Source organism: Streptomyces sp. NBC_01549, from assembly GCF_026339955.1.
In the GTDB taxonomy this organism is placed as follows: Bacteria; Actinomycetota; Actinomycetes; order Streptomycetales; family Streptomycetaceae; genus Streptomyces.
In genome coordinates, this window is the sequence record NZ_JAPEPW010000001.1 from 3061294 (window position 1) to 3083482 (window position 22189).

Annotated in this window: 22 protein-coding genes and 1 riboswitch; of the genes, 11 read left to right on the top strand and 11 right to left on the bottom strand. The window is 68.6% G+C overall.

Going from position 1 to position 22189, the window contains the following annotated elements:
• Positions 1-372 precede the first annotated feature (372 nt).
• Positions 373-1758: a serine hydrolase gene (locus OG819_RS13460; RefSeq protein ID WP_266634498.1), complete on the top strand. Its 1386-nt coding sequence runs from the start codon at positions 373-375 to the stop codon at positions 1756-1758.
• Between the two features lie 61 nt (positions 1759-1819).
• Here OG819_RS13460 and OG819_RS13465 read toward each other — a convergent pair whose 3' ends face one another.
• Positions 1820-2272: a GNAT family N-acetyltransferase gene (locus OG819_RS13465; RefSeq protein WP_266626379.1), complete on the bottom strand. Its 453-nt coding sequence runs from the start codon at positions 2270-2272 to the stop codon at positions 1820-1822.
• A 57-nt stretch (positions 2273-2329) separates the two neighbouring features.
• On the bottom strand, positions 2330-2788 hold the full coding sequence (locus tag OG819_RS13470; protein ID WP_266626377.1) for a MarR family winged helix-turn-helix transcriptional regulator: 459 nt from the start codon (positions 2786-2788) through the stop codon (positions 2330-2332).
• A 141-nt stretch (positions 2789-2929) separates the two neighbouring features.
• Between OG819_RS13470 and OG819_RS13475 the strand changes: the two genes are divergently transcribed.
• On the top strand, positions 2930-4132 hold the full coding sequence (locus tag OG819_RS13475) for an MFS transporter (protein WP_266626375.1): 1203 nt from the start codon (positions 2930-2932) through the stop codon (positions 4130-4132).
• 85 nt (positions 4133-4217) lie between these two features.
• Entirely contained in the window at positions 4218-4637 is a 420-nt protein-coding gene (locus tag OG819_RS13480) for a heme-binding protein (RefSeq protein ID WP_266626373.1), read from the top strand.
• A 110-nt stretch (positions 4638-4747) separates the two neighbouring features.
• Here OG819_RS13480 and OG819_RS13485 read toward each other — a convergent pair whose 3' ends face one another.
• The gene (locus OG819_RS13485; RefSeq protein WP_266649547.1) at positions 4748-5614 is read right to left on the bottom strand and encodes a GNAT family N-acetyltransferase; all 867 of its coding nucleotides are present in this window, start codon (positions 5612-5614) and stop codon (positions 4748-4750) included.
• 178 nt (positions 5615-5792) lie between these two features.
• Here OG819_RS13485 and OG819_RS13490 point away from each other — a divergent pair, with 178 nt between their 5' ends.
• Positions 5793-6425, top strand: coding sequence for an HAD family phosphatase (locus tag OG819_RS13490; protein ID WP_266626369.1), 633 nt, complete (start codon positions 5793-5795; stop codon positions 6423-6425).
• Positions 6426-6843: 418 nt separating this feature from the next.
• On the top strand, positions 6844-8409 hold the full coding sequence (locus tag OG819_RS13495; protein WP_266626367.1) for a globin domain-containing protein: 1566 nt from the start codon (positions 6844-6846) through the stop codon (positions 8407-8409).
• A 46-nt stretch (positions 8410-8455) separates the two neighbouring features.
• Here OG819_RS13495 and OG819_RS13500 read toward each other — a convergent pair whose 3' ends face one another.
• The 5 genes from OG819_RS13500 to OG819_RS13520 form a co-directional block, all read right to left on the bottom strand.
• Complete coding sequence (locus OG819_RS13500) at positions 8456-8938, bottom strand: NUDIX domain-containing protein (protein WP_266626365.1); 483 nt, start codon at positions 8936-8938, stop codon at positions 8456-8458.
• 116 nt (positions 8939-9054) lie between these two features.
• Positions 9055-9960: a LysR family transcriptional regulator gene (locus OG819_RS13505; RefSeq protein WP_266583820.1), complete on the bottom strand. Its 906-nt coding sequence runs from the start codon at positions 9958-9960 to the stop codon at positions 9055-9057.
• 249 nt (positions 9961-10209) lie between these two features.
• Positions 10210-11355 (bottom strand): cystathionine gamma-lyase, encoded by a 1146-nt coding sequence (locus OG819_RS13510; protein ID WP_266626363.1) that lies wholly within the window; start codon positions 11353-11355, stop codon positions 10210-10212.
• Entirely contained in the window at positions 11352-11843 is a 492-nt protein-coding gene (locus tag OG819_RS13515; protein ID WP_266626361.1) for a low molecular weight protein-tyrosine-phosphatase, read from the bottom strand. The genes OG819_RS13510 and OG819_RS13515 overlap by 4 nt, the downstream gene beginning before the upstream one ends.
• A 9-nt stretch (positions 11844-11852) precedes the next feature.
• Positions 11853-12233, bottom strand: coding sequence for a phage holin family protein (locus tag OG819_RS13520; protein WP_266626359.1), 381 nt, complete (start codon positions 12231-12233; stop codon positions 11853-11855).
• A gap of 81 nt (positions 12234-12314) precedes the next feature.
• Between OG819_RS13520 and OG819_RS13525 the strand changes: the two genes are divergently transcribed.
• From OG819_RS13525 to OG819_RS13540, 4 genes are all read left to right on the top strand, one after another.
• Positions 12315-12632, top strand: coding sequence for a cupin domain-containing protein (locus OG819_RS13525; protein ID WP_095853716.1), 318 nt, complete (start codon positions 12315-12317; stop codon positions 12630-12632).
• 165 nt (positions 12633-12797) lie between these two features.
• Positions 12798-13010: a DUF5326 family protein gene (locus tag OG819_RS13530; protein WP_054236469.1), complete on the top strand. Its 213-nt coding sequence runs from the start codon at positions 12798-12800 to the stop codon at positions 13008-13010.
• Between the two features lie 374 nt (positions 13011-13384).
• Positions 13385-14149, top strand: coding sequence for an IclR family transcriptional regulator (locus tag OG819_RS13535; protein WP_266626355.1), 765 nt, complete (start codon positions 13385-13387; stop codon positions 14147-14149).
• 99 nt (positions 14150-14248) lie between these two features.
• Positions 14249-14686, top strand: coding sequence for an SsgA family sporulation/cell division regulator (locus tag OG819_RS13540; RefSeq protein WP_067376783.1), 438 nt, complete (start codon positions 14249-14251; stop codon positions 14684-14686).
• Positions 14687-14749: 63 nt separating this feature from the next.
• Here the strand turns inward: OG819_RS13540 and OG819_RS13545 are convergent, their stop codons facing one another.
• Entirely contained in the window at positions 14750-16312 is a 1563-nt protein-coding gene (locus tag OG819_RS13545) for a YibE/F family protein (protein ID WP_266649548.1), read from the bottom strand.
• A 71-nt stretch (positions 16313-16383) separates the two neighbouring features.
• Positions 16384-16561, top strand: a riboswitch (TPP riboswitch).
• Between OG819_RS13545 and thiC the strand changes: the two genes are divergently transcribed.
• Together thiC and OG819_RS13555 are read left to right on the top strand one after the other, a co-directional pair.
• Positions 16554-18365, top strand: a complete 1812-nt coding sequence (thiC, locus tag OG819_RS13550) for a phosphomethylpyrimidine synthase ThiC (RefSeq protein ID WP_266649549.1) — start codon at positions 16554-16556, stop codon at positions 18363-18365. Its footprint overlaps the riboswitch before it by 8 nt.
• Positions 18366-18461: 96 nt before the next feature.
• A complete protein-coding gene (locus OG819_RS13555; protein WP_266649551.1) occupies positions 18462-19922 on the top strand; it encodes a VWA domain-containing protein in 1461 nt (486 codons plus the stop codon).
• Between the two features lie 135 nt (positions 19923-20057).
• Here the strand turns inward: OG819_RS13555 and OG819_RS13560 are convergent, their stop codons facing one another.
• Both OG819_RS13560 and OG819_RS13565 read right to left on the bottom strand, forming a co-directional pair.
• On the bottom strand, positions 20058-20927 hold the full coding sequence (locus OG819_RS13560) for a hypothetical protein (protein ID WP_266649553.1): 870 nt from the start codon (positions 20925-20927) through the stop codon (positions 20058-20060).
• A gap of 181 nt (positions 20928-21108) precedes the next feature.
• Entirely contained in the window at positions 21109-22179 is a 1071-nt protein-coding gene (locus tag OG819_RS13565) for a metallophosphoesterase (RefSeq protein WP_323139342.1), read from the bottom strand.
• Positions 22180-22189: the final 10 nt, after the last annotated feature.

Sequence of the window (22189 nt, forward strand, 5' to 3'; positions counted from 1 at the left end):
ACGGACGGGGACCGGCGCGGGCACCCTGGCTGTGACTATCAAGACGGCTGTCTGTTCGCGATCTGAACTTGGCTCGGCAGCTGCGGATCCGTCCAGTTGCCCGTAGGCGACGTCGCCTACGAGGGCGCGCAGGGCTCGGTCAAGCTCGACGAGGCCGCGAGCGACCGCCTCACCCTCCTCGCCGGCGACGTCTTGGTCGGCGCCGCCCGCGGAGTATCCGCCTCACTAGACGTCGGCACCGCCTACGGCGCCAAGCTCGTGCTCGACGGAGGCGACCTGGCCGTTCCCGGCTCGGCGTCCGGCAGCCGACATGCGCCCGGTCTCTGGGGAAATGCACTCGACGTGCGGTGCCGGGCCGGGTGGACTGTGGGCATGACGACACCCCAGGAAAAGCTCCTTCCCGGCACGCGCCGGGCCCTGTTGCACCGCATCGCCACCGCTCAGGCCGAAGGGCGGACGCCATCGCTGGTCGCGGCGGTCGTCCGGGGCGGGGAGCCGGTGTGGCACGGTTCGCGCACCTCGGTGGACGGACACGGACCGGACGAGAATGTGCAGTACCGGATCGGTTCGATCACCAAGACCTTCACGGCCGTGCTGGTGCTGCGGCTGCGCGACGAGGGACTGCTCGACCTGGGCGACCCGCTCGAGAAGCATCTGCCGGGCTCCGGCGCGGGGGAGGCCACCATCGCGCAACTCCTCACGCACACCGCCGGGCTGGCGGCCGAGACGCCCGGCCTCTGGTGGGAACGCACACCCGGTTCGCTGCGTCCCGAGCTCTCCGATGTGCTCGGCGAGCAGCCCTTCCTGCATCCGGCCGGGCGGCAGTACCACTACTCGAACCCCGGTTACACCCTGCTGGGCGCACTGATCGAGGAACTGCGGGGAGTCCCCTGGGAAGAGGCCCTACGACGCGAGGTGCTCGAACCGCTGGGTCTGCGCCGTACGAGCGGGCAGCCGCAGGCACCCCACGCCGGCGGCTGGGCCGTGCATCCCTGGGCGGACGTCATGATGCCGGAGCCCGCCGAGGAGCTCGGCCGCATGGCTCCGGCCGGGCAATTGTGGTCCACCACCGGGGACTTGGCGCGCTTCGCCGTTTTCCTGGCCAAGGGGGACGCGGCGGTACTCAGCGCGGAGTCCCTGCGGGAGATGCGTACGCCCGCAGCCCCCTTGGAAGCCGAACGGCTCGCTTCGGGAGACTCTTACGGGCTGGGACTGCAGGTGATGTACCGGTCGGGCCGGATCCTGGTGGGGCACTCGGGTTCCCTGCCCGGCTTTATCGCGGGCCTCGCGATCGGCGTGGAGGACGATGTGGCGGCGGTGGTGCTGTCCAACTGCACCTCCGGTCCACCGACGCTGACCGTGGCCACCGATCTCGTACGGATCGTCGCCGAGGCTGAGCCACGGATTCCCGAGCCCTGGCGTCCGTCCTCCGAGGCCGACCAGTCCGTCCTGGAGCTGGTCGGCCCTTGGTACTGGGGTACCCAGGCGTGCGCGCTTCGTCTGAGGGCCGACGGCATGGTCGAGTTGGGCCCGCTGGCCGGCGGTGGCCGCGGGTCGCGCTTCCGGGCGAACAGCGACGGGACCTGGACAGGACTCGACGGCTACTACATGGGGGAGCCGCTAAGGGCCGTGCGGCGCCCGGACGGGTCCCTGAGCCACCTCGACCTCGGCTCGTTCGTCTTCACGCGTCAGCCGTACGACGAGGGCGCTCCCGTGCCGGGTGGAGTGGATCCCGAGGGCTGGCGAGGGATTCAGTAGCCGCTGTCGTGCAGCGGGGGTCTGTTTCACGTGAAACAGACCCCCGACGTACACGCGTGGCTCAGAGCGCCAGCTTGAAGCCCACGTGTGAGGCCGTGAAGCCGAGCCGCTCGTAGAAGCGGTGGGCGTCGGTGCGGGTGGCGTCGGAGGTCAGCTCGACCAACTGGCATCCCTGGCGCCGGGATTCCTCGATCGCCCACTCGATGAACAGGGTGCCGAGGCCGCTGCCGCGTTCGTCGGAGTGGATGCGTACGCCCTCGATGAGGGAGCGGGTGGAACCCTTGCGGGACAGTCCGGGAATGACCGTGAGCTGCAGGGTGCCGACGACGCGTCCCTCGCGCACCGCGACCATCAGGTGCTGATTCGGGTCGACGCTCAACCGCTCGAGCGCGGTCAGGTAGGGAGTCAGGTCGTCGGGTGACTCCCGCTGAGCGCCGAGCGGATCATCGGCGAGCATCGCGACGATGGCGGGGACGTCATCCGAGGCGGCCGGTCGAAACTCAAGATCTCCCATGACCACAGCGTATCCAGACACCTGTACGGCCTGTGTGGGTGTCCGGTAGGGGTACGGCTAGACGGGAACGCTCGCCGACTCCACGACGCGGACCAGCGGGGCCAGTTCGGGGACCTTGGCCGCTTCGTCGAGTGCCTCGCGCAGGGCGGTGTCATTGGTGGGCCGGGCCTCTTCGAGGAGCTTGAGGCCGGCCTCGCTGACGTTCGTGTAGATGCCGCGGCGGTCGGTCGGGCACAGATAGCGGGAGAGCAGTCCGCGGTCCTCGAGCCGGGTGACGAGCCGTGTGGTGGCGCTCTGGCTGAGTACGACCGCGTCCGCGACCTGCTTCATCTGCAGGTGGCCACCCTCGCCGTCGTGCTGTCGGCTGAGCACGTCGAGCAGGGAGTACTCCCGCACGCTGAGGTCGTGCTTGGCCTGCAGGGCGCGCTCGATGTGGGCCTCGATCCTCCCGTGCAGCAGAGAGAGGGCGCACCATCCCTGAGCAAGGGCGGTGAGTGCGGGGTCCGTGGCTGTCATGGCGTGTTCCTCCGTCCCGGAGCGGCTGACACCAGGGTAGAGCACGAACGCAATAGTCCGCTGTTGCGTATAGCCCGCGTGTGCAACTATTGTGAACGCACGCAAAGCGCTCCTGCAATCGTTTGGGAAGGTGTCCCCACCATGCCTCTCGCGCTTCTGGCCCTCGCGATCGGGGCCTTTGGAATCGGAACCACCGAGTTCGTGATCATGGGTGTACTGCCCGAGGTCGCCGGTGACTTCGGTGTCTCCATCCCCACGGCCGGACTGCTGGTGACCGGCTATGCCCTCGGCGTGGTGATCGGCGCCCCGATCATGACCGCGCTCGGCACGAAGGTGTCCCGCAAGCGAATGCTGATGCTGCTGATGGGGCTGTTCGTCGTCGGCAACCTGCTCTCCGCCGTCGCCCCGGCCTTCGGGCTGATGCTGGTGGGCCGCATCGTCGCCTCGCTCGCCCACGGCGCCTTCTTCGGTATCGGATCGGTCGTGGCCGCCGAGCTTGTCGCGCCGGAGAAGAAGGCCGGTGCGATCGCCATGATGTTCAGCGGACTCACCATCGCCAATGTGGTCGGCGTCCCCCTGGGCACGTTGATCGGGCAGTCCGCGGGGTGGCGGGTCACCTTCGCCGGAGTCGCGGCGCTCGGAGTGATCGGTCTGCTCGGCATCGTCAAGCTGGTCCCCGAGATGCCGAAGCCCGAGGGCGTACATCTCCGTCACGAGCTTGCCGCCTTCAAGAACGTCCAGGTCCTGCTCGCCATGGCGATGACCGTGCTCGGCTTCGGCGGTGTCTTCGCGGCCATCACCTACATCGCGCCGATGATGACGCATGTCACCGGCTTCGCCGACACCTCCGTCACCTGGCTGTTGGTCCTCTTCGGCCTCGGCATGGTCGGCGGGAACCTCATCGGCGGCAGGTTCGCCGACCGCGCGCTGATGCCGATGTTGTACGTGTCCCTGGGCGGTCTCGCTGTCGTGCTCGCCCTGTTCACCCTGACCGCGCACAACAAGATCCTGGCGGCCCTCACGATCGCGCTGATCGGGGCTCTCGGGTTCGCGACCGTGCCGCCGCTGCAGAAGCGCGTCCTCGACCAGGCGCACGGTGCCCCCACCCTTGCCTCGGCCGTGAACATCGGTGCCTTCAACCTCGGCAACGCCCTCTCGGCCTGGCTCGGTGGTCTCGTCATCGCAGCCGGCCTGGGCTACACCGCCCCCAACTGGGTCGGCGCGGTCCTTTCCGCGGGAGCCCTGGTCCTCGCCGTCATCTCGGCAGCTCTGGAGCGCCGAGCCGGCGCCACCGTCGCCGCCGTGAGCGCGCCCGTCGAGCAACGGACCACCGTCCACAACTGAGCCACTGAGCAGCAGCCACTCCTATGGCTGAGGCCAGCACCCAGATCGGCCACGGCCGAACAGCACCTCAAGGAGAAAGTCCCTCATGACCACCACCGCCGTTGCCCCGCTGACCATCCAGGACGCCGAGGTTCTCGTCTCCGCGGCCCGCCGTGCCGCTGAGGCCGCCGGGGTCAGGGTCAGCGTCACCGTCCTCGACGCGGGCGGCCATCTGCTCGCCTTCCGGCGCGACGACCGCGCCGTCCTGATTTCCGGCGAGACCAGCACACGCAAGGCCTACACGGCCCTTCAGCTGGACTCCGCCACCAGGGAACTGGTCGACGCCGTCCAGCCCGGCGGCCTCTTCCACACCCTGCCCACCGCGCTGGACCGTCCGCTCCTGTTCATCGCGGGCGGTGTTCCAGTCCGCCGTGACGGCCGTCTGATCGGTGCGATCGGGGTCGGCGGCGGAGCGCCCGACCAGGACCACGACTTCGCCGTCGCGGCGGTGGAGACGCTCGTCTGACCGCACCCCCGTAGAACAAGCGCCGGTCTCCCGCAAACGTGGGGGACCGGCGCTTCTGTACGCGGTGAACGAGTTTCTGCACGATGGATGCGACTGCACCCCGGCGGCTCTCAGCCCGCTGCCACCGTGAGCGGAGCGAAGCGTCGCGTCCAGTCCCCGGGCAACTCCGAGATCCCGTACGTCATCACCGCGTTGAAGCTCACGGACTCGAGACCGTGCTCCTTCGCCCAGAACAGCAGCTCTTCGTGCCGTACGTCGATGTCGGTGCGCAGCGGTCGGTCGGTGTGGGCGGCGAGCGAGGTGATGAGTGCCTTCGCCGTTTCCGTGTCACGGGCGATCAGGGGACCCACCACATGGGTGTCCATGTTGGGCCAGGCCGCCGCGTAGCCGATGATCCGGCCGTTCTCCACGGCGACGCGCAGCTGATCGGAGAAGGCGGGCAACCGCGTGATCACATGAGTGCGGTCGGAGACGAAGACCTCCGCGTCGAGGCGAAGAATCGTGGTGAGGTCCTCGGCGCCGGCCGGGCGCGTGGCCGCCTTCGGTTCCGGCCCACCAGGGACGAAGTGTCCACGGACCATCTCCGCACGGCCTGTGACCTTGAAGCCCAGCTCCTCGTAGAGCGGTCGGCCATAAGGAGTCGCGTGCAGGGTCAGCGGAGTGGTGCCCATCTCCGCCACGACGTGCCGCATCAGGCGTCGGCCGACACCCTGGCGGGCATGGCGCTCGGCGACCAGCATCATGCCGATCGCGCCCAGTTCGAGTCTCTGCGGCGTTCCGTACTCGGTCACGACGCAGGCGGTGACGAGACCGCCGTCGGGGTCGTCGATGCCGTAGCCCGTCCCGGCCGTGAGGAGCAGACCCCACTTGTGTTCCTCGCGGGGCCACCCCCGGTCCTCTGACAAATCGGCGCAGGCGGTGAGATCGCGAAGCGTCAGCCTGCGGATGGGCAGAACAGCAGGGGAAGGTGTCGACACGCAGGTCAGGCTGTCTGACACACACCCCTGATGTCCACTTGTTTACCCAGGGACCTATGTGCTTTTGGCCATGTCACGCCATAGGCGCAGCATGCGGACAGCGTCGTTTCCCGCAGCGTGCGGACAGATGTTTCACGTGAAACGGCGGAGAGAGCCCGGCCCGCTAGCCTCGGCTTCCATGCCACGACTTCACCTCTTCGACCTTGACGGAACACTGCTGTTCGGGAGTTCGGCGCCCTTGGAGATCTCACGGCAGATCGGTCTGGAGGCCGAGACCGTTGCGCTTGAGCAAGCCATCTCGGCAGGACGGATCGGCCCGCCGGAGTACGCCACACAGGTGCACGCCTTGTGGACGGATCTCAGGGAGGAACATGTGGCGGCGGCCTTTGATGGTGCGCCGTGGCTGTCCGGTATCGAGGACGTCTGGGCGGAGATCAGGGGCAGCGGGGACTACTGTGCCGTCGTCTCACTCTCGCCCTCGTTCTTCGTCGAGCGACTGACGGCATGGGGTGCGCATGCGGCATACGGTTCCCGCTTTCCCGCTCTGCCCTTCAGCGAGCCCGTTGATCTCGCGGGCATTCTCAGCGCCGCGGCAAAGGTGCAGATCACGGACTGGCTCTGTGAAGAATTCGGGGTGATGCGGGCCGATTGTGTCGCCTATGGGGACTCGCTGTCCGACAAGGATCTGTTCGAGACGGTGCCGGTATCCGTCGCGGTCAATGCGGATCGCCATCTGGCGGGCCTTGCCACGCACTCCTACGTGGGGCGGGACCTGTGGGATGCCTATGAATTGGTTCGACGCGACCTCTGATTAGGGCAGTTGAGAGTGGAGTGCCGCATCTTCGGGCGGAAGGAAGGGGGTACTTGTGCGTGGGGCGGCTGCCGGTATGGTCGACTCCGGTTCGCGTCCGCCGTGATGTACGCACATCTGGTGGGGTGCGAACGCAGGCCAATGCAGCGTAACGGGACGGGAAGATCGAAGAACCGCATTTTCCGTTATGCGGTCGGGTGTTGACTCGGAGTGGGATGCTGCGGTGAGAGTAGTGCGGCCAATGTCACATTCTCACCTTACTTGTCCGTAGAGAGCGGGAATCCGGGTTGAATGTGGCCGCATCGGCCGGTGGGGACTGAACGGGGCAGGAAAGCAAGTCGTCTACGGGGGAAAGTGGGCATCTTCCGACCGCGGAAGTGCGTAGACCGACCGAAAGATGTTCGAGGCGAGGCACACCATGGACGCTCCGACCACCACGTCGGCCGACAACGGCACTTCCGGAGGCAATGGCGGGGGTGGCTGGTTCACGCCGCGCAAGGAACCACTGCCGTCGGGTGGGGAGCGGGAGCCGGCCGACGGCCGCCGTCTGGCGGCGATGCGCCCGGTCGGCCGACCCGTCGCGGGTCGGGGAACGACGGAGCAGGAACGAATATCCTCCGCCCTGGAGGCAGAGCCGACTTCTCACCGGGCCGCACCCACTGAGGCTCCACGTCCCGAGCCGGAGCCCGCACACGATTCCGCTCGGCCGTTGTCGGGTCCGGCCTGGCCCGACCACGGCTCTGCGCAGTCCGACACCGGCCCGGAGCAGTCCGTGTTCGAGCGGGAGCGGACGGACCCCGGACGTGAGCAGTCCAACCCCGGCCCGGAGCCGAGGTTGTCCGCCCAGAGGTCCGCCCCCACTCCGCAGCCATCCCCGGACGCCGTGCTCATCCGCCGGACCATGGCCGAGGTCGGCCCCGTTGCCGACAAGGTCACCTCCTACTTCTACGCGCTGCTCTTCGTGCGCCACCCGGATCTGAGGCCGCTGTTCCCCGCGGCGATGGACACCCAGCGGGACCGACTGCTCAAGGCGCTGCTGACCGCCGCCGAACACATCGACAACACCCCGGTTCTCGTCGACTACTTGCAGAACCTCGGCCGTGGACACCGCAAGTACGGCACCCGCCCCGAGCACTACCCGGCTGTCGGTGAGTGCCTCATCGGCTCACTCAGCCGGTTTGCCTCGGCGATCTGGGACGCCGAGACCGAGGCAGCCTGGGTTCGTGCGTACACGACGATCTCCCAGGTGATGATCGACGCGGCGGCCTCGGATGAGCTGCGCGCCCCGGCCTGGTGGTACGCCGAGGTCGTCGCGCACGATCTCAGGACGCCGGACATCGCCGTCATCACCGTCCGCCCCGACCAGCCGTATCCGTTCCTCGCCGGGCAGTACACGAGCCTGGAAACACCGTGGTGGCCACGGATTTGGCGGCACTACTCCTTCGCCTCGGCGCCCCGATCCGACGGGCTGCTGTCGTTCCATGTGAAGGCGGTTCCGGCGGGCTGGGTTTCCAACGCGCTGGTGCACCGCGCGCGTCCCGGCGACATCATCCGGCTCGGCCCGCCGGCCGGATCGATGACCGTCGACCACACCACCGCCAACGGACTGCTCTGCCTCGGCGGCGGCACGGGTATCGCGCCTATCAAGGCGTTGGTCGAGGACGTCGCCGAGCACGGGGAGAGGCGCCCGGTCGAGGTCTTCTACGGTGCCCGCACCGATCACGACCTGTACGACATCGACACGATGCTGCGGCTGCAGCAGACCCACCCATGGCTTGCCGTGCGCCCGGTCGTCGACCAGCAGGCGCATCTGCAGTTGCCCGACGCCGTACGCGAGTACGGGCCGTGGAACGAGTACGACGCCTACCTCTCGGGGCCGCCCGGCATGATCCGCAGCGGGGTGGACGCCCTGAGGGACGCGGGCATCCCGTCGGACCGCATACGCCACGACTCGGTCGAGGAACTCGTCGCGGCTGGGGACTGACCGGACCCACCCGGCCGAGGGGGCCGTGACCCCCGCCCGAAGTCCCTCAGCCCAGATCCGGTGCGTGCATCGCCCGTACGCCCTCGATGTTCCCGTCGAGATAGTGCCGCAGGGAGAGCGGCACGAGGTGAACGGAAGCGATCCCGACCCGGGTGAACGGGACCCGCACGATCTCGTACTCGCCGCACGGCTCCTCCATCTCGGGGCCGTGCCGCTGGTCCGGATCCATGGACTCCAGACGGCAGACGAAGAAGTGCTGCACCTTCACGCCGGTCGCGCCGCCGTCATCACCGATGTGCTCGACGGTGTCGACGAAGCAGGGCACTACGTCGATGATCTTGGCGCCGAGTTCCTCGTGCACCTCACGATGGAGTGCGTCGACGACAGTCGTGTCTTCCGGTTCGACCCCGCCACCCGGTGTGAGCCAGTAGGGATCGACGCCGGGTTTGGTGCGCTTGATCAAGATCAGGTCGTTGCCATCGAGCAGGATGGCGCGGGCGGTGCGCTTGACCACGGGTCGGACGGTCATGGGAGAAATGTGGCCCGGCTGGTTCCACGTGAAACATCGCGGAGCCCCCAGGACCTCAGGAAGGCCTCAGAAGGCCCCCTGGGGGGCTCAGGGTGTTCGGTGAGGCGGGGAAGCCCTCAGGACCAGTCGGCTGCGGCGTGCAGCAGCCAGTCGTGCGCCCGTGCGATGTGCGGCATGGCCAGCGTGCCGGTGCGGACCACCAGGAAGTAGGTACGCAGCGGAGGCACCGCCGGGTCGAGCAGCGCGACCACGTCACCCCGCTCCAGAGCTTCGGCGCACAGATACCGGGGCAGCACCGCGAGGCCCGCACCCGTGGCGGCGCAGGCGAGCACGGCACGCAGATCGGGGACGACGACGGTGCCCGAGGCTGCGGGGTGGGAGTCGAAGACGGACGCCCAGTAGCGGGCGACGAGCGGCAGCGACTCGTGCACCTCGACCACGGGGAAGTTCTCCAGTGCCGGCGAGCCCTTGCGGCGGAGCTTCCCGGCACCTATGCGGGCGGCCCAGCGCGGGGCGGCGACCAGTACATGCTCCTCGTCGCAGAGCGGAGTCGCGGTGAGCAGGGTGCCGCGGGGACGGGCCGTGGTGATGGCCAGATCATGATGTCCGGCGGCGAGTCCTTCCAGCGTTTCCTCGGCGTTCCCGAAGGAGGCGCGCAGCGCGAAGCCCATGCCGTCCTCGCCCGTCAGCTCCGTCAGCGCGGGCAGTGCCCGCTCGGCGGTGAACTCCGGTGGTCCGGCCAGATGCAGGGTGCGCAGCGACGAGTCCTCGTCGAGTCCGGTCTCGGCGATCTCCACCAGAGCGTCGAGATGCGGCGCGGCCTTGTGGGCGAGCTCGTCACCGATCGTCGTGGGCGTCACTCCGCGGGCCTGGCGCAGAAAGAGCGGTCGCCCCAACTGCCGCTCCAGCGTGCGGATCTGTGAGGTGACGGCAGGCTGCGAGAGACCGAGCAGTGCTGCGGCGCGAGTGAAGGAACCGGCCCGGTGCACGGTCACAAATGTGCGCAGCAAGGCCAAATCCATGGTGCCCCTCCCCTCCCAGCACCTCCGGCCGAGCCCCAACTATAAATAAGTCGATAGGTCGCTGTCGCTACTGTGATTGGACACTGACACAGAGTCAACTAGCCTTGTTCGCGCGGTTCTTCGCGCACAGAACCGGGACGGTCCGAGCCACGAGGGGGGAGGCTCGGACCGTCCGTTGTACGTAGCGAGGTACTAAGCCGACAGCCTGGATATACGGCGCAGCATACTCACCGGTCGTTCAGGAGCGGCTCACTCCGCGGATTCGTCGAGCGCGCGCAGTACGTCCGCCACCAGGTCCTCGGGATCCTCGGCGCCGGCAGAGAAACGGATGAAGCCCTCCGGCACCGCGTCGCCGCCCCACCGGCCGCGCCGCTCGGCGGTGGACCGCACCCCGCCGAAGCTCGTCGCGTCGTCCACCAGACGCAGCGTGTCGAGGAAACGGTCGGCACGCACGCGTGTGGGCAGCGTGAAGGAAACCACGCACCCGAAGCGCCGCATCTGCTGCGAGGCGATCTTGTGCGAGGGGTCGTCGGGCAGTCCCGGATAGCGCAGCCCAGTCACCTCGGGCCGGCCGCGCAGCGCCTCGGCGATCGCCAGGGCGTTCGCGTTCTGCCGGTCGGCGCGCAGCTGGAGCGTGGCGAGGGAGCGGTGCGCCAGCCAGGCCTCCATGGGCCCGGGGATCGCTCCGACGATCTTCCGCCAGCGCCGGACGGGCGCCATCAGGCCGGCGTCGAGGGCGGTGACGTATCCGAGGAGGATGTCGCCGTGCCCGGTGAGCATCTTGGTGCCGCTGGCGACCGAGAAGTCGGCGCCCAGCTCCAGCGGGCGTTGCCCGAGCGGGGTCGCCAGGGTGTTGTCGACGGCGACGAGGGCGCCCTGGGCGTGGGCCGCGGCGACGAGCCGTCGTACGTCACAGACGTCGAGCCCCGGGTTCGACGGGGTCTCGATCCACAGCAGCTTCGCGCCGTCGAGCACGTCGAGCTGGGCGTCGCCGCCGGTCGGGGCGGTGCGTACCTCGATGCCGTACGCGGTGAGCTGCTCGCGCACCAGTGGCAGCACCTGGTAGCCGTCGACGGGCAGGACGACCACGTCACCTGCCTTCAGCTGGGAGAAGAGCACCGCCGAGATGGCGGCCATCCCGGAGGGGAAGGCGAGCGTCGTGACACCGTCCCGCCCGGGCGCCTCCAACTCGCCGATGGCGCGCTCCAGGAGCGTCCAGGTCGGGTTCTCGTCACGACCGTAGGTGTACGGGCCGGTCGGATCGCCCGGCAGATGGAAGTGCGCGGCGAAGACCGGGCCCGGAAGCGTCGGCTCGTACTTGACGGGGTCGGGCAGCCCCGCCCGTACCGCTCGCGTGCCGTCGCCGCTTCCCGTGACGAAATCCCCTGACGTCATGCCGCCCGTCCCTCCAGTTCTTGCTGTACTGCGGCGAGCAATCCGTGGCTCGCCGTCTCCACCATCTCAAGACACTCCCCGAAGCCGTCCATGAGTCCGTAATACGGATCGGGAACGTCCAGGTCGTCGCCCGCGGCGGGGTCGTACGACCGCAGCAGCCGGACCTTCGCGGCATCCTCGGGAGTGGGCGCGAGCCGGCGCAGGGCCTTGAGGTGGCCGGAGTCGAGGGCGATGACGAGGTCGAGGCGGGAGAACCACGAGGTGTGGAACTGTCGGGCGGTATGGCCGCTCTCGTAGCCCGCCGCCTCCAGGACGGCGACGGTGCGCGAGTCCGCACCGTCGCCCTCGTGCCAGCCGCCCGTGCCCGCGCTGTCGATCTCTACCAGGCCGTCGAGTCCGGCCTCTTCTATGCGGGCACGGAAGACGGACTCGGCCATCGGCGAGCGGCAGATGTTGCCGGTACAGACGAAACAGACGCGATAGGACATCGGAGACCCTCAGTCCTCGCCGTCGGGCAGCACGACATTGAGCGCCCAGGACACGACCGAGATGATCAGGCCGCCCAACACGGCGGTCCAGAAGCCCTCCACATGGAAACTCAGGTTGAGCTTGTCGGCCAGCCACGAGGTGAGCAGCAGCATCAGGGCGTTGACCACGAGAGTGATCAGGCCGAGCGTCAGAATGAAGAGCGGGAAGGTCAGCACCTTCACGACCGGCTTGACCAGGAAGTTCACCAGGCCGAAGAGCAGGGCGACCACCAGCAGCGTGCCGACCTTCTTGCCTGTGCTGGTCCCTGTCAGGGTGATCTTGTCGAGCAGCCACACCGCGATGGCCAGGGCCCCCGCGTTGGCGATCGTCTTGACTACGAAATTCTTCATGTGTCTGATCGTGGCAGAAGAGATCGACGGGCGAGCAAGGCTGTGGACACAGCTTTCGGAGCACAGGAGCGGACGAGGGCGATGAAGGCATTCCGGCTGGACGAACTGGAGGCGGAACGCGCCGCCAACGACGGTGCCTACCTGCAGTTTCTGCGCGAACGGAACATGTCGGTCGGCCTGTACGCGCTCGACGCGGGCGCGCCCGACCCGCAGAAGCCGCACCAGCAGGACGAGGTGTACTTCGTCGTGAGCGGCCGCGCTTCGATCACGGTCGGCCTGGAGACCACCCAGGTCGCACGGGGCAGCGTCGTGTACGTGCCCGCGGGGGTCGCCCACAAGTTCCACCACATCACCGAGGACCTGCGGGTTCTGGTGGTGTTCTCTCCGCCCGAGAGCTGACGAGGGTCTCAGGGTTCCCTAGGGGAACGGTCAGGGGAGGACAAGGGGTGCAGGGTCCCCGCTGGCCGCCTCACGGCCCTAGCATCGGATGCAGGACATCACAGAACCCGGAATCAGAGTCCCGGACTTGGGGCCACGGGCGTAGAGAGGCTAAGGACAAGGGCGATGCGAGAGATCTTCGGCGGGATGCCGTGGTGGGTGAAGTGGATCGCGGTGCCGGTCATCGCTCTGGTCGTGTTCGGCACGGTGATAGTCAGCGTGCTCAGTGTGTTGATCGGCCTGCTTTTCAAGGTCCTGATCTTCGTCGCCCTCGTCGGCGGATTGATCTACGTAGTACGGAAGTTCATGTCGAGTTCGTCGTCGCGCAGCGACTGGTGAGACACAACCGGGTGAGCAACGGGTAACGGGCATACAGGGAAAGGGAACTCAAGGTTCCCTCGGCCGAGGGAAGTTTTCCGGCGAGGCCGTCTGCATGCGGTGATGGGCGGTTACAGTCCGGAATTCGACGCGGGGCCGACTCCCCGCGGGCAGCGCACAGCCCCCTCCCGTGTTTCCCCGCACGGGCGGTTCCCCTCGTGCTTCGGGAGTGCCCCTTGGCCACGGTTGACACCGCACCCGCACAATCACCCGCCCCACCCCTGCAGCGGTCCAGCGCTTCGGCGGGGACACGTCTCCCGCCCGCCCAACCGCGCACCTCACCTGCCGAGGCACGCACCCCCCTGCTGGATGCGCGCACTCCTCCTCTGGAAGCCGTGTCGGCGGAGCCGCATCCCACGACGCTGATCGGCTCCGTGCAGCGGGCGATGCGTCTCCTGGAGGCCGTTGCCGCGCGCCAGCACGGCGCCCCGGCGAAGCAGCTCGCCCGGGAGGCAGGGCTTGCGCTGCCGACGGCGTACCACCTGCTGCGGACCCTGGTCCACGAGGGCTATCTGTGCCGTGACAAGGGACTGTTCTTCCTCGGTGAGGCCGCCGAGCGGTTGGGCAGCAGCGGAGCGCAGCAGAAACGTCGCAGCACGGTGAGCGAGGCGCTCGCCCAGTGGCGCGATTCGATCGGTGTGCCCGTGTACTACGCGGTCTACCGTGACGGCGAGATCGAGGTCATGTGCGTCGCCGACACCCCGGGGAATCCGGCGGTGGAGGAGTGGGCGGACTTCCGGGAGACCGGCCACGCCCATGCGGTCGGCCAGTGCCTGCTGTCCCAGCTCGATGAGAAGGCCCGCCGGGATCATCTCGACCGCTACCCTGTGCAGTCGATCACTCCGTACACGGTGCGTGACAACGCTGGCTTGCTGCGGCGTCTGGAGCGGACGGGACGGATGGAGCCCGTCATCGAGCGCCAGGAGTACGCGCTGGGAACGGTCTGCGCGGCCCTTCCCCTCACGGTCGGCACAACTGCCGCCACAATGGCTATTTCTCTTCCTATTCACCAGGCCGATCGACTGCTACCTGCGGCACGACAATTGCAATGTGAGATCGACAGACTTCTGGGGACACTCGCGATCTCTATCAGCATCTGAAAACTCACTCCTTGTGATCTCTTGTGCACTTTGAGCAATATTTCACCAGAGTCAGGGGGATGATTCCTGGCCAGTCGACGGCAAACGACGGGGTAGGCGATGCGCGAGTCGGTACAGGCAGAGGTCATGATGAGCTTCCTCGTCTCGGAGGAGCTCTCTTTCCGCATTCCGGTGGAGCTTCGGTACGAGACCTGTGATCCCTACGCCGTGCGGCTGACCTTCCACTTGCCCGGCGACGCGCCTGTGACCTGGGCGTTCGGGCGGGAGTTGCTGATCGACGGCGTGGGCCGGCCGTGCGGTGACGGGGATGTGCACATCGCCCCCGCCGATCCGGAGGCGTTCGGCGAGGTGCTGATCCGGCTTCAGGTGGGTGGCGACCACGCGCTGTTCCGGTCCGGTGCCGCGCCACTCGTGGCGTTCCTCGACCGCACGGACAAGCTGGTGCCGTTGGGGCAGGAGCGTTCCCTCGCCGACTTCGACGCCCACCTCGACGAGGCACTGGATCGCATCCTCGCCGAGGAACAGAGCGCAGGCTGACATTCCTGCACCCCCATAAGTGGCGTAACGCTTCCTCGCCGGTGACGTGAGCGCGGGGAGGCGTCAGTGCTTGCGGCGACGGCCCTTCCCGCCGCGTGCCGGCGCCTTGCTCTCGACAGGCTCCGCAGCGGCGGCCGGGGCCGCCGGGCGGTCCGCTGAGACCACCAGGGCGGCCAGCAGCGTGGTCACCGGCACCGAGGCGACCAGACCGATCGAGCCGACCAGGGTGCGCACGATCTCCTCGGCGACCAGTTCGCTGTTGGCGACCGTGCCCACACTGCTCTGCGCGATCGAGAAGAGCAGCAGCAGGGGCAACGCGGCACCCGCGTACGCCAGGACGAGCGTGTTGACGACCGACGCGATGTGGTCACGGCCGATCCGGATACCCGCGCGGTACAGGTCGCGCCAGCCCATCGTCGGGCTGGCCTCGTGCAGCTCCCAGACCGCCGACGTCTGCGTCACGGTCACATCGTCGAGGACACCGAGCGAACCGATGATGACGCCCGCGAGCAGCAGACCGCTCATGTCGATGGACGGGTACAGGCCATGGATCAGACCGGTGTTGTCGTCCGTGTTGCCGGTCAGCGCCGCCCACCCGATGAACTCCGAGCCGAGGATGCCGATCAGCACCAGGGAGAGCAGGGTGCCGAGCACCGCCACCGACGTACGGGCCGAGAGGCCGTGGCACATGTAGAGCGCGATCAGCATGATGGCGCTCGCCCCGACCACGGCCACGACCAGCGGGTTCGAGCCTTGCAGGATCGCCGGCAGGATGAAGAAGGTCAGGATCAGGAAGCTGATGGCCAGTGCGATCAGAGCCATGACACCGCGCATCCGGCCCACGACGACGACGGCCAGCGCGAAGATCCCGGCGAGCAGCGCCATAGGGAACTTCCGGTTCACATCGGTGACCGAGTACTGCAGATCCCTGGGCGCGGAGGGCTCGTACGCGGCCACGACCTTCTCGCCCTCGTGCAGCTGCCGTGACTGGTCCGGCTGGATGATCTCCGTGAACGTGCGGCCCTTGTCCTTGCCGGTGTCGATCCGGATCGTCGCCTTCTTGCAGTCGCCCGTCGCCTGTTGCTGCGCGGAGGAGCCCTCGGCGGTGGACGTGTCGCCGGTCGGGGTCTCCCCCGACGCGTTCACGGACTTGCAGCTGACCTTGTCGACCTTGGTGACCGTGGCCTGCTGGGTCTGCCGGTCGAAGCCGACGCCGGTGCGTTCGTGGGACGGGGCGCCACCGGGCCAGAGCACCACGAGACCCACAACGACCGCGGCGGCGAAGGGGATCAGAATGGCCGCGATGACCTTGCGCAGATGCTTGGAGACGGGCACGGCGGGTCCATGGCTGTGGCTGTGCGAGTGCCCCGCCCCGTGCCCGTCCCCAGGCCCGTGCCCATTCCCAGGCCCGTGCCCATTCCCAGGCCCGTCCCCGGACCCAGGCCCGGGTTCGTCCCCGGCGCCGTGCCCGCGTCCTTCACCCGGTCCGTGCCCATGCCCGCCTCCGGGGCCGTGGCCATCGCCCGGCCCGTGTCCGGCTCCGGAGCGATGTCCAGGGCCGTCTCCGGGACCGCGTCGGCGCGGCGGCTCGGACGGCGGGAACGGCGACTGATGCGTTGTGGTCACCGACCGATCATCGCAAGAACGGCGAAGGCCCTCTGTTCACCGCGCCAGATATGACGCTAGCGTGGAGGCACCTTTGCACACGCGGGAGCTCGGAGCACCGGGCTGAGAGGGCGCTGACCTCCGTCTTAGCGATGTTTCACGTGGAACGAGTGACGTTTCACAACAGACGTCGGCAGACGGAATCCGCTGCGTCGACCGCCGAACCTGTTACCGGGTAATGCCGGCGTAGGGAGTAGGTCTCATGACCAACAAGGACGTACGCACGCCTGCCTCCAGCCAGACGGGTGGGGCGCCTGCCGCGCCCGAGGGCGAACAGCCGCGGGAGGCCGGGAAGTCGATCGGCTGGCACAAGGGATACGTCGAGGGTTCGCGTCCCGACCTGCGGGTGCCGGTCCGTCAAGTTCACCTCACCAACGGGCAGTCCGTCACGCTGTACGACACCTCCGGTCCGTACACCGATCCGAGCCTCGACACCGATGTACGCAGGGGTCTCGCGCCGCTGCGCGAGAACTGGATCATCGCCCGTGGCGACACCGAGGAGTACGCGGGCCGTCCCGTCCGTCCCGAGGACGACGGAATCAAGCACACGTCGCCGCGCGGAGGCCTGCGCAACCTCGACGCGGTCTTCCCGGGGCGGCCACGTCAGCCCCGTCGGGGCCGTCCCGGAGAAGCGGTCACGCAGCTCGCGTACGCCCGGCGGGGCGACATCACGCCCGAGATGGAGTTCGTGGCGGTCCGCGAGAACGTCGACCCCGAGGTCGTACGCGAGGAGATCGCCGCCGGTCGCGCGGTGCTGCCGGTGAACGTCAACCACCCGGAGATCGAGCCGATGATCATCGGCAAGCGGTTCCTGGTGAAGGTCAACGCCAACATCGGCAACTCCGCCGTCACCTCCTCCATCGAGGAGGAGGTCGAGAAGATGAACTGGGCGACCCGCTGGGGCGCGGACACGGTCATGGACCTGTCCACCGGGCGCAATATCCACACCACGCGGGAATGGGTCCTGCGCAACTCCCCCGTCCCCATCGGCACGGTGCCGCTCTACCAGGCTCTGGAAAAGGTGGACGGCCGCGCCGAGGAGCTGACCTGGGAGATCTACAAGGACACGGTCGTCGAGCAGGCCGAGCAGGGCGTGGACTACATGACGGTCCACGCGGGCGTGCGGCTGCCGTACGTGCCGCTCACCGCTAACCGCAAGACCGGCATCGTCTCGCGCGGCGGCTCGATCATGGCGGCCTGGTGCCTCGCGCACCACAAGGAATCGTTCCTGTACGAGAACTTCGAGGAACTCTGCGAGATCCTCGCGGCGTACGACGTCACGTACTCGCTCGGCGACGGGCTGCGGCCCGGGTCGATCGCGGACGCCAACGACGCTGCTCAGTTCGCGGAGTTGAGGACGCTCGGGGAACTCAACACGATCGCGAAGCGTTTTCATGTACAGACGATGATCGAGGGCCCGGGACATGTCCCGATGCACAAGATCAAGGAGAACATCGACCTTCAGCAGGAGATCTGTGATGAAGCTCCGTTCTATACGCTCGGCCCGCTGACGACGGACGTCGCGCCGGCGTACGACCACATCACCTCCGGCATCGGTGCCGCGATGATCGCCTGGTGGGGCACGGCCATGCTCTGCTATGTCACGCCCAAGGAGCACTTGGGCCTGCCCAATCGTGACGACGTCAAGACCGGCGTCATCACCTACAAGATCGCCGCCCACGCAGCCGACCTCGCCAAGGGGCACCCAGGTGCGCAGGAATGGGACGACGCGCTGTCCGACGCACGCTTCGAGTTCCGGTGGGAGGACCAGTTCAACCTGGCCCTCGACCCGGACACAGCACGAGAGTTCCACGACGAGACCCTCCCGGCCGAGCCCGCCAAGACGGCGCACTTCTGCTCCATGTGCGGCCCGAAGTTCTGTTCGATGAAGATCTCGCAGGACATCCGCCGTGAGCACGGAGGCACGAAGGCCGAGATCGAGGAGGGCATGGCGCAGAAGTCCAGGGAGTTCGCGGCCACGGGCAACCGGGTCTATCTGCCGCTCGCGGACTGAGCCGAACGCTCGCCGAGTCGCGCCCGGAGCCGTTCGCCGCCTACATCAGGCGTATCGAACGGGTCCCGGGCCGGCTTCTCTCGGCAGACTGGGCGCATGGCATCGACATCCATGAGCAAGGGCGCCAACCTTCCCGTCGCCGCCGGGGCGGTGCGGGCCGTGCTCGGCTGGAGAGGAGGGGCCGGTGCGCCGGGCGCGGATGCCTCGGCGCTTCTGCTCGGCCGGGGCGGACGTGTGCGGGATGACGGGGACTTCGTCTTCTACAACCAGCCGCAGCACGCCTCCGGCGCCGTACGGCATCTCGGGAAGCAGCTGGACGGCGGTGGCACGACGGACACCGTCGAGGTGGACCTGCGCGCCCTGGAACCGGGGATCGAGCGTGTCGTCCTGTGCGCCTCGGCCGACGGAGGCACCTTCGGCGAGCTGTCGGGACTGACGCTGCGGCTGCTCGATGCCGGGACCCGGCAGGAGTTCGCACGCTTCGAGATGGAGGCCACGACGGAGACGGCATTCATCGGGGGCGAGCTGTATCTGCGGGGCGGTCAGTGGAAGTTCCGGGCGGTCGGACAGGGGTATGCGTCCGGGCTGGCTGGTCTCGCCACCGAATTCGGCATCAGCGTGGAGTCCGACGGGGCCGGTGCGTCCGGGTCGGAGCCGGCGGTTTCGCCCGGGGGCACGGCGACGGTGTCGCCCGCGCTGTCGGCGTCGGGCTCGCGGACGGCTGCCTCCACCGATGCGGGCGCCCCGCCGGCACCCCCGGCACCCCCGGTGTCCCCGGCCTCCTCCCCGCGTCTCAGCAAGGGCGAGGAGCGGTTGCCCGTGGACATGCGCAAGCGACTCTCGTTGCGCAAGGAGCAGGTGGCGGTCAGCCTGCGGAAGCACGGGGCGGAGGGGGTCACGGCGCGCGTCGTGTTGATCCTCGACGCCTCCGGCTCCATGTCCTTCCTGTACTCGAAGGGCGTCGTGGCCGACGTGGTGGAGCGAATGGCCGCGGTGGCGGCGCAGCTGGACGACGACGGGGTGATGCAGGCGTGGACGTTCGCCTCCCACGCGGCCCAGCTGCCGGACCTGACTCTGGGCGAGCTGCCCGAGTGGCTGAGCCTCCATGTCCGGGTCGGCGAGCTCAGCCTGTTCCGGCGGAGCAAGAAGCCGCGGAAGGGCCTGCTGCCGGGACAGGTGGACATGCGGTCGGTCGGTATCCAGAACGAGGAGCAGAAGGCGATCGCCGCAGTACGTACGTATGTGCGAGAACATCCGGCCGTTGATCCCACGCTGGTGCTGTTCTTCTCCGACGGAGGTGTCTATCGGAACAAGGAGATCGAGCAGGAGCTGAGAGACGCGGTGGAGGAGCCGATCTTCTGGCAGCTCGTGGGCCTGGGGCGGTCGAACTACGGCGTGCTGGAGCGGTTCGACACGCTGCCCGGCCGACGCGTCGACAACGTCGGGTTCTTCGCGGTGGACGACATCGGCGGCGTACCGGACCCGGAGTTGTACGACCGGCTGCTCTCCCAGTTCCCGGCCTGGATGACGGCGGCCCGGGGGCTGGGCATCATCTGACGGGGCGCGCCGGGACCGTACGAGAGGGACGAGCGGAGTGGGCGCCGGTGAAGGGGCGGGCGGCGGCAAAAGGGCCCACGCCGTATCGGCGCAGGCCCCTCGTTTCCCGTCACCCCGGTGTCGGCCCACCGGGTGTCACTCCGGCTGGTGCTCGGGCCCCCCGAAGTCCGGGCTCGTGAAGTCCGGGCTGGTGAAGCTCGGGCGCGGGCCGGCCGCGGGCCCGCCGTCTGGGCTGCTGAACCCCGGCCGGTTGTAGCCGAGGTGCGGCATACGACCGGTGGTCGGCGTCGGTGACGGACGGCTCAGTGCCGCCGCGCCCGGATCGGCGAGGGCCTCCCGGAGGAATGGCATGATGCCGCGCTCCAGCAGGGCCTCGTGCCAGGCTTCCCTGGCCTGGGCCACCTCCTCGTTCAGCTCGTCGGGCGCTCCGGCCTGGAGCGAGGGCGAGCCGTTGCGCAGAGCGGTCAGCAGCAGCCCGATCGCGGCGACCAGGATCGCGGCCGCCGTGACCGCGCCGAAGACCCACCCGGTGGTCAGGAGGGTCTGGGCGAACGCCAGCTCGGGGGTGAGGGCCTTCAGGAGGAATCCCACGAGCAGGAAGATGGCCGCTGCTGTGCCGGCGAGGACGGGGGCGAGCACCGCGACGACCGCGATGGCGCCGGCTCCGGCGGTCTCGGTGACCTCCCCCATGGTGGCGGCGAGCCCCACCGCGGTCGTGCCGGGCTCCGCGGAGCCAGCTCCTTCGTTCACGGTTGGGGTGGACGGCGCCGGGCGGCGCAGTTCCTCGCGGACCTTCACGTAATGCGCGTACTCGGTCGCCGCGGCCACCGTGACGAGTGCGGTGGCGTTGAGCGCCATGGTGCGCAGCTGTTCGGCGTTGAGCCGCTGGCCGACAGCGGCGAGTTCCGGACGGTGTGGGGCGGAGCGCAGCGCCTCATCGAGGATCCGCTCGTAATCCTGGCGGTCCTCGCTCAGCAGGTGCTGCGGAACGCTGTTCATGTGCATCCCCCGATGCTCCGTAGGGCTGGTGGCTCGCACGCTGACGAGCCGTCGGGCAGAAACGGAGGGGAGCCTGCTACGGATAAGCCGATGGTAGAGCGGTGAAGGCACGCCGTGACAGGGGGTTTCCAGAAATTGCCCCCTGGCCAGCGCTGTCCTCCCTGGGGGATGCCTGCCCGAAGAACCCTCAGCTATCCAGGGGCAGTTGCTGGACCAGCAGTTTTCCGGCCATGGTCACGCCACCGTCCATCGCGATGGCCAGTCCGTCGGCGTAAAGATGTGGTCCCTCGACCACGGGGCCCGCGGCGTCCTCGCCCTCCTCCGAGCCGACCTCGCCCAGGAGGTACGGGATGGGGCTGTGGCCGTGGACGACGCGGGTGCCGCCGTAGGTGTCCAGCAGGGAGAGCGCGGCCTCGGCGCCCCCGTCGTCGCGGAAGGCGAAGCGTCTGGTGAATTTCCGGAAGAGGTCCCAGCACTCGTCCGCGTCGTTGCGCGTGAGGGTTTCGCGGATGGTGTCGTTGACCGCTTCGATCGAGTCGCCGTAGTCGAGGTAGGCGGTGGTGTCGGAGTGCACCAGGAGGTGCCCGTCGACCTGCTCCATGGCGTCCAGGCGTGCCATCCACTGCAGGTGGTGGTCCTGGAGGCGGTCCATGTCGGTCTTCTGGCCGCCGTTGAGCAGCCAGGCTGCCTGGAAGGTGGCGGTGCCCGCGCCGGAGTGGACGGGGGTGTCGCCGAACCGCTTGGCGCCGAGCAGCAACAGCTCGTGGTTGCCCATGAGCGCCTTGCAGTAGCCGCCGACCGCTGCCGCCTCGGCGGACAGCCGCATCACGAGGTCGATCACCCCGATGCCGTCGGGGCCGCGGTCGGTGAAGTCGCCGAGGAACCACAGGCGCGCGGTGCCGGCGGACCAGTTGCCCGCGGCGTCGACGAGGCCCTGCTCCTGGAGCGCGGCGATCAGCTGGTCGAGATAGCCGTGCACGTCGCCGACGACGAACAGCGGGCCCGGCCCGTCGGCGGGCTGCGGGGCCGCCACGGCGGCGGGGTCCACGACGACCTGCACCGTGTCGCCCCGGTTGATGACGGGCAGGTCGCGCCGGGTGGGCGTGTAGCCCTCGGGCTCCTCGTCGACGCCGACCGCCTCGCCGGGAGGCGTGCTCGGCGCGTACGAACCGGTCTCGTGGATGTACGCGGGCACCCGGAAGTCGCGCAACGTCTCCGTCCGCACCACCTCGGGTCCCTGACCGGCCCCCTGAGTCATCGACCCCTCC